The sequence below is a fragment of the Microbacterium sp. AK031 genome (assembly GCF_024807145.1).
Lineage (GTDB): Bacteria > Actinomycetota > Actinomycetes > Actinomycetales > Microbacteriaceae > Microbacterium.
Genome location: NZ_JANUCA010000002.1, coordinates 507,869 through 523,243 on the forward strand (window position 1 = coordinate 507,869; position 15,375 = coordinate 523,243).

The window sequence follows — 15,375 nt, forward strand, 5'->3', positions numbered from 1 at the left end:
CTCAACTTTACCTCAACGGCGCGTTTTCTGCACGGCGTCCCAGAGAGCGCGAGCGACGTGACGCTTCGAACCATCGGCCATCCCCACGACCGATCCACCCTCGCCGATGATCTCGATCGCGTTCTCGGCCTTCTCGAAGCCGTGCTCGGCATCCGCGAGATTGACCGCGAGCAGATCGACACCCTTGCGCTCGCGCTTGCGCCGGGCGCGCTCGCGTCGCTCCTCCGAATCGGACAGCGTCTCCGCCGCGAAGGCGACGATCGTCTGACTCTGCGGGCGAGAGGCTGCGAGGCCGGCGACGATGTCGGCGTTCTCCACCAGATCGATGCGATCGAGAAGGCCGGCCTCCTTGGTGAGCTTCTGATCCGACGGCGCGGCCGGCCGATAGTCGGCGACGGCCGCCGCCATGATCACGACATCGGCGGATGCCGCAGCATCCGTCATCGCCTCGCCGAGTTGCGCGGCAGTGCCGACCCCACGCACGCGGATGCGCGGATGCCGTGCCTCGGCGAGCACGTCATCCGCGATGTTCGCGGCGACCAGGTCGACTTCGGCGCCGCGGGCCGCGGCCTCGGCGGCGAGCGCCACCCCCTGCCTTCCGCTCGAGCGATTGCCGAGGAAGCGCACGGGATCGATGGGCTCGCGCGTCCCCCCGGCCGAGACGGCGACTCGCATCCCGACGAGGTCCTGAGGGTCGAGCAGCGCGAGGGCCGCATCGACGATCTCCTCCGGTTCGAGCATCCGGCCGGGACCTGAATCGCCGCCCGTCAGCTCGCCTTCGTCGGGGCCGAAGACGCTGACGCCCCGCTCGCGCAGGGTCTGGATGTTCGCCTGGGTGGCCGGATGCCGCCACATCTCCGTGTGCATGGCCGGTGCGATCGCGACGGGTGCCGTCGTCGCCAGCAGGGTCGTGCCGAGCAGATCATCCGCAAGCCCTGCGGTTATCTTCGCGATCGTGTTCGCGGTGGCGGGGGCGACGATCACCAGTTCAGCCGCCTGCCCGATGGCGACGTGCCGCACCTTCGCCACGTCATCGTGCACGCTCGTCGTGACGGTGTTGCGGCTGATCGACTCCCAGGTCGGCGCGCCGACGAAACGCAGCGCATTCTCGGTCGGGATCACGGTGACCTCATGTCCTGCCTTGATCAGCAGTCGAACGAGGTGAACGGTCTTGTACGCGGCGATGCCGCCAGTGACGCCGACGACGATGTTCATGTGTCGATTCTGCCCTGTGTCGGCACGGCGGGGGCGGCCGATGTGAGGCTATCCCGTGACGACAGCGGCGCGAAAGCGTAACGTGACGGGATATGAGCACTCCTCCGGCGCCCTCGGCGCCCACTCTGGGTTCCGCGGACAGTGGCTTCTTCGGCCACCCGCGCGCTCTCGCACACATCTTCGGCGTCGAGATGTGGGAGCGGTTCAGCTTCTACGGCATGCAGGGCATCCTGCTCATCTACCTGTACTACTCGGCCACCGACGGCGGACTCGGGCTGCCCGAGGCAGAGGCGGCCGGGATCGTGGGCGCATACGGCGGCGCCGTGTACTTGTCGACGATCCTCGGGGCCTGGATCGCCGATCGACTGCTCGGCGCGGAACGCGTGCTCTTCCTCAGCGCGATCGTCATCGTGGCAGGGCACCTCGCATTGGCGCTGCTGCCCGGATTCGTCGGAGTCGGTGTCGGACTCGTCCTCGTCGCCATCGGGTCCGGCGGGCTGAAGGCGACCGCGACGTCGGTCGTCGGCACGCTGTACTCCGCAGACGACACCCGGCGCGACGGCGGCTTCTCGCTCTTCTACCTCGGCATCAATCTCGGCGCGTTCCTCGGTCCGATCCTGACCGGGTTGCTGCAGTCCACGGTCGGCTTCCACTGGGGCTTCGGGCTCGCCGCCGTCGGAATGATCGCCGGGCTCGTGCAGTACTCGTTCGGTCGCCGCGGCCTTCCGGAGGAGGCTCGAAAGGTCTCGAACCCCCTCCCGCGGCGCGGATACCCGCTCGTCGCGGGCATCGCCGCAGGCGCAGTGGTCGTCATCGTCGCGCTCGTCCTCATCGGCGTCATCCGCGCCGACAACCTCGCACTGGTCGTCATCATCACGGTCATCGCCGCGACGATCGCGTACTTCGCCGTGATCCTCGGCAGCCGCAAGGTGACGTCCGAGGAACGCAGTCGCGTGTGGGCCTTCGTGCCGCTCTTCCTGACATCGGTGGCGTTCTGGTCGCTGTACCAGCAGCAGTTCACGGTGCTCACGGTCTACTCCGACAAGCGTCTGAATCGCGATCTGTTCGGCTGGGAGATGCCGGTCTCATGGGTGCAGTCGATCAACCCCGTGTTCATCATCGTGCTCTCGGGCGTCTTCGCCTGGCTGTGGACGCGACTCGGCACACGCCAGCCGTCGACGCCGGTGAAGTTCGGAATCGCCGCGATCGCCATGGGAGGGGCATTCCTGCTCTTCCTGCCCTTCGCCGGCGGCGGCGAGAACTCGACGCCGATGCTGGCGATCATCGGCATCCTGTTCGCCTTCACCGTTGCGGAACTGCTGCTCTCCCCTGTCGGGCTTTCGGTGACGACGAAGCTCGCGCCGCAGGCATTCCACACGCAGATGGTCGCGCTCTTCTTCCTCTCCGTGTCGCTGGGCACGGCGCTGGCTGGCCAGCTTGCGACGTTCTACGATCCGACGGACGAGGTGCCGTACTTCCTCGTTCTCGGACTCATCGCGGCGGCAGTGGGAGTGGCGATGCTGCTCGGGGCCAAGCCCGTGCTGCGCCTCATGAAGGGTGTGCGATAGCACCCCCCGGTATCCGGCAGCACCTAGACTCGGTCGCGTGTGCACCGTCGTGATCGATGTCGCTGAGGCGGGAGGGTCGCGACTGCTCGCGGTCCGAGATGAGGATCCCCAGCGCGCCTGGGATTCGCTCGGCGAATGGTGGCCCGATCGCTACGCGGGGGTGATCGGCATCCGCGATCGCCGTGCCGGCGGTGCGTGGCTCGCAGCGGATCCTCGCACTCGGCGTCTTGCCGTGCTGCTGAACCGCGCCGACATCCTCGATCTTCCCGAAGACCGGGTGCGCAGTCGTGGCAGCCTGGCTCTGGAATCGGTCGCCGGACGGTCGCCGGTCGCTCCGCTGCCGATGCACGGCTTCAATCTCCTGGAGGTCGGACCGGATGCTGCCCGCGTGCTGTCGTGGGATGGAGAGGTGCTGACGGAGACCCCGGTGCCGACGGGCGTGCACATGATCGCGCACGATGGGCTCGACGACCCTGCGACGGCCCGCATCGCCAGGTGGCTGCCGGAGTTCAGAGCCCACGCGGCCACGACAGACGATTGGGACGACGAGTGGATCGAGTTGCTCGCAGCATCCACTGCCCTCGACCCCACCGACGACGCCGCGATCATCCGTGACAACCGCCCGCACGGGTATCCGACACAGTCTCTGCTGTACTGCGTCGCCGCCGTCGGCCACGAAGGGCTCGAGGTACGCGGAACCGCGCTACCGGTGCCGGGGCACTGGTAGCCCGTCGAAGACTGAGCAGGTCAGGCCGCGGGTTGGTCTGCGCACGCGAACTTCGCACGGTACGCCGTCGGCGTCGTCGCGAGCACCCGTGAGAAGTTCTGCCGCAGCACGGCGGCAGAACCGAATCCGCATTCCACGGCGATCGCGTCCAGACCCAGGTCGGAGCGTTCGAGCAGTCGCTGCGCGTGAATGATGCGCTGTCTGGCCAGCCACGCAGCCGGCGTCGCACCGTGCTCGGCTTTGAAGCGACGCGCGAAGGTGCGCGGCGACATGTGGGCACGCGTCGCGAGTTGATCGACGGTCAGCTCCTCGCGGAGATTCCCGATCGCCCAGTCCGTGACCGCGACGAGCGAGTCGGTCTGCGCCACCGGCAGCGGGCGATCGATGTACTGCGCCTGACCGCCGTCGCGCTGCGGCGGCACGACCATGCGACGAGCGATGCGGTTCGTGAGCTCCGCGCCGATCTCCTGACGCAGCAGATATAGGCAGGCATCAAGACCGGCGGCGGTCCCCGCACTCGTGATGATGCGCGCGTCTTGCACGAACAGCACATCGGGATCGACGTCGATCTGGGGGAACATCGCGATCATCTCGTCGGCGTACATCCAGTGCGTCGTCGCGCGGCGGCCGTCGAGCACCCCCGCCTGCGCGAGGATGAACGATCCGCTGCAGATGCTGAGCAGCCAGGCACCCCTCGCATCCGCATCGCGCACCACATCGAGGACACGCTCGTCGGTGGCTCCCCACGATGTACGCGGGATCGGGCAGACGACGACGAGGTCGGCCTCATATGCGAACGAGAGGTCATCCTCGACATTGATGGAGAAGCCGATCTTCGAGGTCACTGCGCCCGGATCGGCGGTGACGACGCGGAAGTCGAAGTTCGGCACACCGTCATCCGTGCGGTCGAGGCCGAACGCCTCACAGGCGACTCCGAACTCGAACGGGGCGAACCCTTCTTGAACGATGCAGGCGACGGTCTTCATGGCGCTCCCTCGATTCCTGAACTCGACCATTACAGTTTGGCAGTTTTGTGATGATCTATGTCGATTCTGCCACTCGTGGCATGAATACGCCGTCCGTAGTATTTCTGCCATGGTCATCATCATCCTTCTTGCAGCACTCGCCCTGGCCGGCGTCGTCGCGACACTCGTGGAACTGCGTCGCGACGGCTTCCGTGCAGTCGCAACGGACTGGACGCGCGTCGCGGAATGCGACAGCCTCAGCGACGCGGAAACATCACTGATCTACCGCTGACGAGGGAGCCGCGGATATGCTCAACGGCATGAGCGATCCGCAGCAGCCCCCGGTTCCGCCGTATGCGTCGAACGCTCCTCAGCCACCGCAGCCCGGCCATCCGGCGCAACCCGGCTACGCGGGGCAGCCTGCGCCGAACGCCGCGCCGGCTCCGACCGCGAACCACTATTACCAGGGCGGGGCGCCGCAAGCCCAGCACCCGCAGACCCAGCACCCGCAGACCCAGCAGCCCTACGGTCAGCCCGCGTATCCGTCGGCCGCGCGGGGCCCGTCCGGCGCCAACACGCCGGGTCGGATCGGATTCGTCATCGGACTCGTGGGGCTCTTCCTCGGTCTGCTGTCGAGTGTGATCATCCAGATCATGATCCGCACCTCCGACTATCAGTTGATCAGCCTCATCAGTGGGGCGTTCGCAGTGATCACCTTTCTCGCAGCACTGGCGGCTCTCATCTTCGGCATCGTCGGGCTCCGTCGACCAGGGGCGCCTCACGGACTCGCGGGCATCGCGACCGGACTCGGCGGGGCCGGCGTCGTCGGCGCCGGGTTCAGCTTCATCCTCACCGCGTTCAGCGCGGTGCTCTACTTCTGAAGCCCTGCGCCCGAACCACGAGCCGCCGTCCTGCGATCAGCGCTCTGCGAGCACGCGTTCGTAGATTTCGATCATCGCCGCTGTGCGCGATGACTGGCGGAATGCCGCTGCGACGTCAGGATCGGGGGTCGGTGCCGTCCCTGCCGTGATGTCGGATGCTGCGCGCTGAAGCGTCTCGGCGAGCGCGGTGACGGACGCATCCGGCACCGCCCACAATCCACCGCGCAGCTCAGCGGCGATGTCCGGGTCACTGACGACGGTCGGCGTGCCCAGCGTCGCCGCCTCGAACGGCGTCATGCCCTGCGTCTCGAAGCCGATCGAGGTCTGTACCACGGCATCCGCCGCGGCGATCCGCGCGAGAGTCTCGGCATAAGGGAGGCGTCCGGCGAATCGGATGCCGTCGTGCCCACGGGCGATCTTCTCAGCGGCGCGCAGCTGCCCGCCCCCGCCGATCACCTCGACCTCAGCATCCACGCGCGATTCGACGACTGCTTCGAGGAACGGCAGCAGCCGCTTTTCGGGACTCATCCGTCCGAGCCATACGAAGCGCGGTCGTCGGACGTCGGGCGCAGCGTTCGAGTCCCGCGCCGCGAGCGTCTGCGCCAGAAGCTCGTCGTCGATGCCATTCCACACCACGTCCACACGCTCGAAGACGCCGTGCTGCTCGAGCCGGCGCGCGAAGTGGCCGGAGGGAGCGGTGACCGCGCTCGATCCCTGTGCGATGCCGCGCAGGAACGCCCATCCGTCAGTCCCGCCGACCGGCCTGCCGATCCCCCGCATCGCCGATCGCCGCCAGGCGTTGAGCACGGCCAGCGCGGGCCTGTGCAGCCGCGTGACGGCGGCCATGCCGACATCCACGCGGTTGTGCATGGTGTGCACAACCGGGATGCCATAGCGATGCGCGAACCGATGACCGATGAACGCACCCCAGAAGTCGGCTTGCACGTGCACGAGGTCGACCGGGGGGCGCGAGGCGAACGCCCGGTCGAGGAAGCGATCGGTGCGCCGCCCCGGCCATGACATCGAGTACTCGCGGTCGAGGGTGATCGGCATGGAGGGGAGGTCGAAGGGGTTCGGCCACCCGAAGACGCTGCCGTTGTGCATCTTCGGGGCGACCACGGTCACCGTGTGGCCTGCAAACTCGAGGTACTGCTTCTGCAGCCGCATCGACACCTGCGCGCCGCCGAGCGAAGCGAGGTGCTGATCGCCGAAGAAGACGATGTGCATCGCTATGCCGGCAGCGGGTCGTCGCGGTACAGCGCTTCGAAGGTGTCGAGCGTGCGGTTGATGTCGTGCACCATGACGCCGTCGAGCGATGCCTGCTGCATCCGCTCGTATTCGGCCGGCTCTGCCGTGAGCACATCGGTGAGGCGCGCGGCGAGTTCTGCGGCGTTCCCCGGTTCGAAAAGGTAACCGTTCTCGCCCTCATGCACGAGATGCGGCAGCGCGACGGCATCCGCGGCTACGATCGGCAGCGCCGAGGCCATCGCCTCCATGGTCGCGATCGACTGCAGCTCGGCGATCGAGGCGATCACGAACAGGCTCGCGCGCGAGAGCAGTGCGCGCAGTTCCTCATCGGTAGTGCGGCCGTGGAATGCGACGCGCTCGGCGAGCCCGAGGTCGGCCGCGAGACGCTCGAGGCTCTTGCGCTGATCGCCGCCGCCGACGACGTCGAACGTCGTCTCGAGCGCGGGATCGAGCTTGGTCATCGCCTGTAGGATGACCTCGACCTGCTTCTCTGCGGTGAGGCGCCCCACGAAGATGATGCGGTTCTTCTCGCGCGGGGCGAGCACGGGTGTGTACTGTGTGCGATCGATGCCGCAACTGATCGGTATGACACCCTGCACCTCGACGGTGCGCTCGAGGAAGTCGGCGGCACGACGAGTCGGCGTGGTGATGGCGCGTGTCAGCTCGAACGTGCGCTTGGCATCGGCCCAGGCGAATTTGAGCACCAGATTGTCGATGAACTTCGGCATCGTGGTGTGGTCGAGGATGTTCTCTGCCATCACGTGGTTGGTGGCGATGACCGGGATGCCGCGCTCGTGGGCGATGCGCGAGAGACCGCGACCGATCACGATGTGCGACTGGATGTGCACGACATCAGGCTGCACCCGGTCCATCACCTTGCGGGCGTAGTGCTTGGCACGCCACGGCCAGACGAAGCGCAGCCAGTCGTGCGGTGCCCAGCGCACCGACGGCAGGCGGTGCAGTGTCATGGGCTCGCCCTCGATCACCTCGGTCGCAGGCTCTGCCCGGCGGTACTTCCGGTTCGGCGCCACGACATGCACGTCGTGACCGCGCTGGACGAGACCGGCCGCCAGCCGCTCGGCGAAGCGGGCGGCACCGTTGATGTCGGGAGCGAAGGTGTCGCAGCCGATCACGATGCGCAACGGTCGATCACTGCGGGACGGGGCGGGCTCAGGGGCGCTCGACGGAACGACCTTGTCGATCGGAGCGTCAGAGGAGGTCACGGATGGCAGCCTTAAGGTACGCGTCGGGATGAGCCCCGGTTCAGGGCGCTGGCAACTCTACCCGAGCGTTCCGCACACCCCGCGGAGGCCAGCCGCAGTCAGAGCCCGCGCAGACTCTTCCTCTACCGTGGTGACATGCGCATCTCCAGCTCCGCAGACCCGCAGCTCTGGATTCCCGTCACGGAGTCCTTCGGATGGCGGGGCCGCCGTCATCGCAAGGCAGCGTTGCGGATGCTGATGGGCAATGCCGTGCAGGCGGGCGGCGGAACTCCGGCTCGAGGATCGCGCATCGGCGCCTGGGCGATCAGCCAGCTCGCGCCGGCGATGATGAAGCGCGCGAACGGCCGTGTGCTGGTGTGGACGTGGAAGGCAGAGCCGGAACTCGTGGTCGCGATGGCGTCGACGCAGGAACTGACGAACGACGTGCGCGCCGCGCGGGCCATGATGCCGATGGAGTACGACGACACCGAGTCGTTCCCCTCCAGGCTCGGCGCCGGCGAGAAGCTCGTGATGTCGTTCCCTGAGCAGCCCACCGCACCTCCGTTCGCCACGTACACGTGGGACACCGGCACGCATCTGGTCACGCTCACTGCTGTGGGCGGTTCCCGTGAGACGTTCGGCACGCTCATCCCGGCTCTTGACGATCTGGCCCGCAGCATCCGCATCGCCGACGATCTCTCCGGCGGCGAGTCACCTGACGTACTGCGGATCGATCCCGCCTGACCGCATTCAGCAGGAGCACGTCGAATTCAACGAGACCCTGACGTCGGCGATCGCGCCGCCGGCGGTGCGCAGGCGTCGTCCATCCGGATCGACTACATTTGGCCGAGGCAGGAACGTGCGTTCCGCCGCGATCCGATCACAGCACAGCGGACACGAAGACGGAAGCGAGGTGGTACTCCCATGAGTGGTGATAGTTGCCATCAGCATCCGGACTCCGCCATCGCTCTCGAGGCAACCCGCCTCTGACGGCTCCTGCGGAACTCCGGCTTCGACACATCCGTCCAGCCGACGCCCGCCCGCGCGTATCCGCGCTCCTCTAGTCGGCATGCCTGAAAGAAGCACGCCCATGACCACAGAGCAGATCCCGGCCACTGCACCTTCGACGACGCAGCTCCTCGACACGATCGAGCAAAGCATGTCGAATCGCGATCTCGCCACGGCATCCGCCAGCCTGTCACCAGTGCCGATCTGGCAGGTGGTGCAGGTTCTCGAACGACTGAGCCCTCGAGAGTGCGCCGTCGTATACCGCCTGCTCCCGAAGCAGCGAGCCGTCGAAGTCTTCGAGGCGCTGTCGCCCGAGTTGCAGGGTGAGCTCGTCCACGGTCTTCAGGATGCCGAGGTCGCCGCCCTCTTCGCGGAGATGGACCCGGACGACCGCGTCTGGCTGCTCGACGAACTGCCGGCATCCCTCGCTCCGCGTCTGCTGCGCGGTCTCTCGGCGCACGAGCGCGATCTCACGGCGTCTGTCCTCGGGTATCCGCATGACTCGATCGGTCGGCGCATGAGCCCGGAGTACGTCACCACGCACCCCGACCTCTCCGTTGCGCAGACACTGCAGCGGATGCGCGCGCGCATCGCCGACGCGGAGACGATCTACACGCTGCCCGTGACGGATCACGCGCGAAAGGTCGTCGGGGTTGTGAGCCTCCGTGATCTGCTCGCCGCCGCAGACGACGCGCTGGTCGATTCGCTGATGCACGAGGCGCACACGGTCAGCGCCGACACGGATGCCGAGACCGCCGCCCGCGACTGCACCGAGCTGGGTTTTCTCGCGGTCCCCGTGGTCGACAGCGAGGCGCGTCTGGTCGGCATCCTCACGATCGATGACGCCGCACGCATCCTCAAGCGCGAGGAGAGCGAGGATGCCGCCCGGCAAGGCGGCGTCGAGCCGCTCAGCCGCCCGTATCTTTCGACTCCGATCCGCCGGATCGTGCGTTCGCGTGTCGTCTGGCTGCTGGTGCTCGCCGTCGGTGCAACGCTCACGGTGAAAGTGCTGTCGGTGTTCGAGGCCACGCTGGAGCAGATGACCGTGCTGGCGCTGTTCGTCCCGCTGCTCATCGGCACCGGCGGGAACACCGGGAATCAGGCGGCGACGACCGTGACCCGTGCGCTCGCGCTCGGCGAAGTCCGCCCGCGAGACCTGCTGCGCGTCCTGACTCGGGAGCTGCGAGTCGGTGTGTCGCTCGGCGTACTGCTCGGCCTGCTGGGGTTCGGTATCACGGCGCTCGTGTACGACTGGCGGATCGGACTCGTGATCGGCTGCACGCTCATCGCGGTGTGCGCTGCTGCCGCGACCATCGGCGGGATCATGCCGCTGGTCGCGCGGATGATCCGCGTGGATCCCGCCGTGTTCTCGAATCCGTTCATCACGACTTTCGTGGATGCGACGGGACTGGTGATCTACTTCCTCATCGCCCGGCTGATCCTCGGAATCTGAGTCGGCCAGGCGACGCGGAACGCGATTTCGACTGCCTCGGGTTCGAGCACGGAGGAGTCCTCCGTAGAATCGCCGGATGACGTGGAGGCGCGTCCGAGGGGAGAGCAGCGAGAGTGAAGGCACGAACCACGTTCGGCGTGCTTCGTCTGGCCACGGCCGCGGTGTGCCTGACCGCGCTCGTGCATCGACTGTTCTGGGGCCTGAGTTCCCAGACGATCGCCGGTCGCAACTTCTTCGCGTACCTCACGGTCGAATCGAACTGCGCTCTCGTCATCCTGCTCGTGATCGGCGGAATCTTCGCGTTCCGCCGTGACGACGATCCTCGCTGGTTCAGCATCGCCCTCTCGCTCGTTCTGACGTGGACGATCACCGCGGGGCTCGCATTCGCGCTCATCGTCTGGCAGGCCGGGCTCCGCGGCATCCGCGTCGATGTGCCGTGGTCTGACCATGTGCTGCACTTCTGGCTGCCCGCGTTCACCGCCATCGCGTGGACCCTCACGCCCGGTCACCGCTCAGTGCCGTGGTGGATCATCCCCGGCTCTCTCGTGTTCCCGCTCGTGTGGGGCGGGGTCACGATGTGGCGCGGCCCGATGATCGGATGGTATCCCTACTATTTCCTGGACCTGAGGCAAGTGAGCGGCATCGGTGAGTTCCTCATCACGAGCGGGCTCGCTCTGGCGATGTTCGCGCTCATCTCCACCGTGCTCGCGGTGATAAGCCGGATCAGCCCGTCGCGTCGGAAGGCACGAACGCCTCAAGCGACCTGAGCGCTGCCAGCAGGGCATCCTGCTCCTTGAGCTCCGCGAACTCCACCGCGTCGGCACCGCCGACGATGCCGACCAGCAGGTTCTCGCCGGTGACCGGCAGCAGGTTGATCCACGTGCGTACGGCATGGTCACCGCCGACCGCATGCCAGATCGTCGCTTCAGTATCCCAGAAGGGCTCGTCGTACCTCAGCCAGATCGTCTCGATATGCCCCATCCCGAGGGCATTCACCGCGCCGCGGTGCGGGAAGGGCAGTGGAGGCGCGAACTCGATGCCGTCACGCTGCAGCACTCCGAGCGGGACAGTGACCACGACGCGGTCGAATGACGTGGACTCACCGGTGCCGAGTCGCAGGCTGACGCCGGAATCGTCGTAGGCGATGCGGCTCACCGGTGACGAAAGGGTCAGCTGCGCGTCGCCCAGGAGCTCTTCGACGAACGCGCCGAGATCGCCGACGGCTCCTCGGAATGCCGACTGCGGCAATGCGGGCGGGAACCATGCCGAGAGCTGGTCCGCGTCCGCACCGGACGAGGTCGCGAGATATGCGAGAAGGGCAGCGAGCCCCGGCTCTTCGGGATCGGCACCCGTCTCCACCAGGGCTTCGGCCAGCGCGACGTCGGCAGGGAGAGCCTGCGCCGCGGCGATCGCGGTCTCGAGCGGCGCGTTGCCGGTCGGCTCGATCGCTCCCTCCGGCGAACGCCAGAGGGCAGTGGACAGTTCCACCGTCTCAGCGAGATCGGTGTCGTCGTCCGCCCCGACCAGCCATCCGCCGAGCTGAACAGGCAGCGGCCAGTCGTCGTCGAGCTGAGAGTGCAGGCGTCCGCCGACGCGATCGCGCGCTTCCAAGACGGTCACCTCGACATCGAGGTCGGCGAGATCAGCCGCGACGGTCGCGCCGGCAAGACCGGCGCCGATCACGGCGATCCGCTCGCCCGCCTCCGCGGTGGCCCGCAGTCGCATCGCGGCGCTCTGCCCGGAGTGGATGGCGCCGCGCATCGTGCCGGGGTTGTCGACGTCGGTGGCCTCGCCGGCGAAATAGACCCGCCCGTCGACGGGTTCGGACAGCGTCGCGCGCGTGGCCGACTGCACGCCGATGCGCGTGTAGCTCACGGCGCCGCGCGCGTACTGGTCCGTGGCCCAAGTGCTGCGCATGCTCGCGGCGGGCGGCGGCACCATCGTCGTCGGCCACGGTGTGGGAGTGCGCGTCGGGGTCGGCGTCGGTTTCGGCTCCGGCGTGCAGGATACGAGCAGCACGCTGAGGGCGCCTGCTCCGGCGCCGATCAGCAGCTCGCGACGCGTCATCCTCATCGTGTGGCCACACTACCCGTTCCCGGTCGACTTCACGCTTCGAGGAAGGCACGGGCGGCCGTCACCGCTCAGGCGCGCACGTACTCAGCGAGCACCACGCCAGACTCGTAGGGCGTGATACCGGTCGGACGGAAGGCGGCGGGCGCGTAGTCGCGCCCCTCGAACAGCGGGATGCCGGCGCCGAACAGCACCGGATTGCGCTTGAGCGCCAGGCGGTCGATCTCGTCTCGCAGCACCGCGGCGAGCGCCCCACCGCCGCAGAGCCAGATCCCCCTGCCCTCTGCGGCTTTGACCTCCCGGACCACTTCGACGGGATCCCGGTCGGTGAACTCCACACCGTCGGAGCCTGCCGGCGCCTCGCGCCCGCGCGTGAAGACGATCTGCCTGAGGTGCTGGTACGGGTCGGGCAGATCGGGAAGTCCGACGGCGTAGGTGTTCCACCCCATGAGCACGGTGTCGAACGGTCCGCCGTCGACCGGGAACCCGGCCCGCTCAGCGAGCTGGGTCGGCGCAGTGCCCTGGTACCTCCTCGCGATGTCGGCGGCATGGTCTCCCTCGAACAGGAACTGGTCGAACTCGCCCCCAGGACCAGCGATGAATCCGTCGATGCTCACAGCGACGTAGTAGGTGAGTTCTCGCATCATGTCTCCAATAACTACAGGTGCAGTGATTGGAGACTACAACAGTTGCAGTGGTTGCGCTAGTGTCGGGTCATGGCCAAGAACGAAACGCGGCGAGCGCTCCTCGCCGATGCGGGCATCGCGGTGCTGGCGCGCGATGGTTCGCGTGGCTTGACTCATCGGGCCATCGATGCTGAGGCGAGCGTTCCGCTCGGCACCACGTCGAACTACTTCCGCAGCAGGGAGGCTCTGATCACCGGGCTGTTCGAGCGCATCGGCGTTCGCCTGGCACCGACGCCGGAAGATCTCGAGACCCGCGCGGCCGAGCAGCCGAGTCGCGAGCTGTTCGCGGACTACATCCGTGACATCGTCCGCCGTCTGATCACGAACCGTGAGGTGACGATCGCGCTCTACGAACTGCGTCTCGATGCGTCCCGCCGCCCGGAGCTCGCCGCGTCGCTGGGCCAATGGCAGCGCGCCGCGTTCGACGGCGATGTCGCATTCAACGAGGCCGCCGGGCTGCCGGGTGGGCGCCGTGAAGTCGCCCTGTTCCATTACGCGATCGAGGGCCTGGTGTTCGATCGGCTCACCTCTCCCATCGATCCGGGCACCCCGACCGACGAAGTCGTCGACGCCCTCGTCGCGGGGCTGCTGCCAGGCTGATCGCCGGGGCGAGCACCCCAGCTTCTCCCGAAACAGGGCTTCCCGCACGAAACAGGACTTCGCACACCCAGTCTCGTGCGGGAAGTCCTGTCTCGCGCGGGGAGCACCGTCAGATCGCGACGTCGCCGATCAGGTTCACCTTGATGCCCATGCCGCCGAACATCGCCGCCTTCGCGATGAGCGCCTTGTCGGCGGTCTCGGCATCCGGTGCGTAGACGAGCTGTGCGTGATTGGCCTTATGGCGTGCCATGAACTGGTCGCGCGAGACGCCGTGCAGCACGACGTGCGCGAGCGGCCACTCCTCGTTCGTCGCGGCCTTGCGGCGCCGGGTCTCCTCCTTCGGCAGCTCGACGACGGATGCGCGGAAGATGTCGGCCTGCAGGATGCCGTCGGCGATGAACACGCGGCTCAGCACCACTTCACCCGGCATGGAGACGCCGTTGAGGGTGGCACCACCCGCGGGGAAGAACACGTGGCCCTGACGCCATCCCTCCGCCTTGTCCCAGCCGCCGAGGTGCGAGGCCGGCACGGAGCCGGAGATCTCGTACGCCCAGACGAACTGGCCGTCGTACTCCTCACCCCAGCGCACATCGTGCAGCGTGTTGTCGGGCACGAGGCCCATGGCGCGCCACACGCGGTCGGTGACCAGCGCGTCGACCGCGACGCCCTCGTCGGCCTCGTTGAAGTGCGGGAAGGCGCGGCCCTCGTGAAGCACCCGCGACCCGTCGCGCGAAGTCACCGGAGGGCGCTCGGTGGAGTTCAGGATGCCCTCGGCGAGATCGGATGCCGGGACGAGGTCCTTCAGGCCCTGCTGGTACTGGATGCCGACGGCATCCAGACCGAAGTCGTCCGCGATGCGCAGGGCGGCGATGTACATCTTCATCTGCCACTGCACCTGCTCGCGGGTGAGCTCTGTGGTGCCATCCTCGCCGTAGCGGAACGTCATGCCGTGGTCGATGAGCCAGTCGTATGCGGCGTCCGCCTCGGCATCCTTCACCTCGAGCATCTCGGCGTACAGTGCCGACTGCGACAGCCGCTCCTTGTAGATGCCGGTCTGGTTGAGCAACTCGTCGTCGAAGATGGCGTTGTACATGCCCATGCAGCCCTCGTCGAAGACGCCGATGATCGCCTTCTCGTCGCGCAGCTGGGCCGCGAGCGCCTCGCCGAGCTGCTTCTCGGGGCTGTCCGGCAGTGCCGGCAGCTCACGCACGTGCGAGGAGTCGTGGGTGATCGTGCCGGTCTCGATCCACTCCTTGATGGTCGTCTTGAACCAGTCGTCGGAGAAGTCGACCGACCAAGTCGTCGAGTAGGGCTTGCCCATCTTGGTGAGTCCGGCATTCAGGCCGAGCAGACCGACCAGCCCTGGCCAGTCGGGCGCGAAGTTCGCGGTCGTGAGGATCGGGCCCTCATGCGTGCGCAGCCCTGCGAGCACATGGTGCGAGTACTGCCAGTTGGCGATCGCGACGATGAGCGGAGCGTCGGTCGGGATGTTCTTGAAGACCTCCATGCCCATGCGCTGGCTCGAGATGTAGCCGTGGCCGGTCTCGGGGTCGACGTCGAACGCACGGATGACGTTCCAGCCGAAGTCGTTGAAGACGCCGGTGACGCTGGCTTCGAGTGCAGCCTGGGTCGCCCACCCCGCGGTGTTGGCCGACTCGCGCAGGTCACCTGACGTGATCAGATATGCGGTCTTCGGGGCGGATGCCGGGCGGGATGCCGCGGCGGGAAGTGTGTAGCTGGTCATGATTCCTC

15 protein-coding genes are annotated in these 15,375 nt (G+C 67.4%); 8 read left to right on the forward strand and 7 right to left on the reverse strand.

Annotated elements, in window-relative coordinates; all coding sequences use genetic code 11:
• Nucleotides 1-12: 12 nt before the first annotated feature.
• A complete protein-coding gene (gene coaBC / locus HDC95_RS07770) occupies nucleotides 13-1,215 on the reverse strand; it encodes a bifunctional phosphopantothenoylcysteine decarboxylase/phosphopantothenate--cysteine ligase CoaBC (protein ID WP_259062762.1) in 1,203 nt (400 codons plus the stop codon).
• A 92-nt stretch (nucleotides 1,216-1,307) separates the two neighbouring features.
• On the opposite strand from coaBC, the gene HDC95_RS07775 reads away from it, so the two are divergent.
• Both HDC95_RS07775 and HDC95_RS07780 read left to right on the forward strand, forming a co-directional pair.
• Entirely contained in the window at nucleotides 1,308-2,783 is a 1,476-nt protein-coding gene (locus tag HDC95_RS07775) for a peptide MFS transporter (RefSeq protein WP_259062763.1), read from the forward strand.
• Nucleotides 2,784-2,820: 37 nt separating this feature from the next.
• Entirely contained in the window at nucleotides 2,821-3,510 is a 690-nt protein-coding gene (locus tag HDC95_RS07780; protein WP_259062764.1) for an NRDE family protein, read from the forward strand.
• A 20-nt stretch (nucleotides 3,511-3,530) separates the two neighbouring features.
• Here HDC95_RS07780 and HDC95_RS07785 read toward each other — a convergent pair whose 3' ends face one another.
• Entirely contained in the window at nucleotides 3,531-4,496 is a 966-nt protein-coding gene (locus HDC95_RS07785; protein ID WP_259062765.1) for a GlxA family transcriptional regulator, read from the reverse strand.
• Nucleotides 4,497-4,605: 109 nt separating this feature from the next.
• On the opposite strand from HDC95_RS07785, the gene HDC95_RS07790 reads away from it, so the two are divergent.
• The gene (locus HDC95_RS07790) at nucleotides 4,606-4,767 is read left to right on the forward strand and encodes a hypothetical protein (RefSeq protein WP_259062766.1); all 162 of its coding nucleotides are present in this window, start codon (nucleotides 4,606-4,608) and stop codon (nucleotides 4,765-4,767) included.
• Between the two features lie 28 nt (nucleotides 4,768-4,795).
• Nucleotides 4,796-5,356 carry a hypothetical protein gene (locus HDC95_RS07795; RefSeq protein WP_259062767.1) on the forward strand — a complete coding sequence of 187 codons (561 nt, stop codon included), beginning with the start codon at nucleotides 4,796-4,798 and terminating at the stop codon, nucleotides 5,354-5,356.
• A 36-nt stretch (nucleotides 5,357-5,392) separates the two neighbouring features.
• Here HDC95_RS07795 and HDC95_RS07800 read toward each other — a convergent pair whose 3' ends face one another.
• The gene (locus HDC95_RS07800; protein ID WP_259062768.1) at nucleotides 5,393-6,583 is read right to left on the reverse strand and encodes a glycosyltransferase family 4 protein; all 1,191 of its coding nucleotides are present in this window, start codon (nucleotides 6,581-6,583) and stop codon (nucleotides 5,393-5,395) included.
• A gap of 2 nt (nucleotides 6,584-6,585) precedes the next feature.
• The gene (locus HDC95_RS07805; RefSeq protein WP_259062846.1) at nucleotides 6,586-7,806 is read right to left on the reverse strand and encodes a glycosyltransferase; all 1,221 of its coding nucleotides are present in this window, start codon (nucleotides 7,804-7,806) and stop codon (nucleotides 6,586-6,588) included.
• Nucleotides 7,807-7,962: 156 nt separating this feature from the next.
• Between HDC95_RS07805 and HDC95_RS07810 the strand changes: the two genes are divergently transcribed.
• The 3 genes from HDC95_RS07810 to HDC95_RS07820 all read left to right on the forward strand — a co-directional run bounded on the left by HDC95_RS07810 (nucleotide 7,963) and on the right by HDC95_RS07820 (nucleotide 11,034).
• The gene (locus HDC95_RS07810) at nucleotides 7,963-8,550 is read left to right on the forward strand and encodes a hypothetical protein (protein ID WP_259062769.1); all 588 of its coding nucleotides are present in this window, start codon (nucleotides 7,963-7,965) and stop codon (nucleotides 8,548-8,550) included.
• 346 nt (nucleotides 8,551-8,896) lie between these two features.
• Nucleotides 8,897-10,267, forward strand: coding sequence for a magnesium transporter (gene mgtE / locus HDC95_RS07815; protein ID WP_259062771.1), 1,371 nt, complete (start codon nucleotides 8,897-8,899; stop codon nucleotides 10,265-10,267).
• 113 nt (nucleotides 10,268-10,380) lie between these two features.
• Complete coding sequence (locus HDC95_RS07820) at nucleotides 10,381-11,034, forward strand: Pr6Pr family membrane protein (protein ID WP_259062773.1); 654 nt, start codon at nucleotides 10,381-10,383, stop codon at nucleotides 11,032-11,034.
• On the opposite strand, the gene HDC95_RS07825 is transcribed toward HDC95_RS07820, so the two are convergent.
• Both HDC95_RS07825 and HDC95_RS07830 read right to left on the reverse strand, forming a co-directional pair.
• Complete coding sequence (locus tag HDC95_RS07825; protein ID WP_259062774.1) at nucleotides 10,991-12,334, reverse strand: FAD-dependent oxidoreductase; 1,344 nt, start codon at nucleotides 12,332-12,334, stop codon at nucleotides 10,991-10,993. The genes HDC95_RS07820 and HDC95_RS07825 overlap by 44 nt on opposite strands.
• Nucleotides 12,335-12,408: 74 nt before the next feature.
• Complete coding sequence (locus HDC95_RS07830) at nucleotides 12,409-12,984, reverse strand: dihydrofolate reductase family protein (protein ID WP_259062775.1); 576 nt, start codon at nucleotides 12,982-12,984, stop codon at nucleotides 12,409-12,411.
• A gap of 69 nt (nucleotides 12,985-13,053) precedes the next feature.
• On the opposite strand from HDC95_RS07830, the gene HDC95_RS07835 reads away from it, so the two are divergent.
• Nucleotides 13,054-13,623, forward strand: a complete 570-nt coding sequence (locus HDC95_RS07835) for a TetR/AcrR family transcriptional regulator (protein WP_259062776.1) — start codon at nucleotides 13,054-13,056, stop codon at nucleotides 13,621-13,623.
• A gap of 109 nt (nucleotides 13,624-13,732) precedes the next feature.
• Here the strand turns inward: HDC95_RS07835 and HDC95_RS07840 are convergent, their stop codons facing one another.
• Nucleotides 13,733-15,367 carry a fucose isomerase gene (locus HDC95_RS07840; RefSeq protein ID WP_259062777.1) on the reverse strand — a complete coding sequence of 545 codons (1,635 nt, stop codon included), beginning with the start codon at nucleotides 15,365-15,367 and terminating at the stop codon, nucleotides 13,733-13,735.
• Nucleotides 15,368-15,375: the final 8 nt, after the last annotated feature.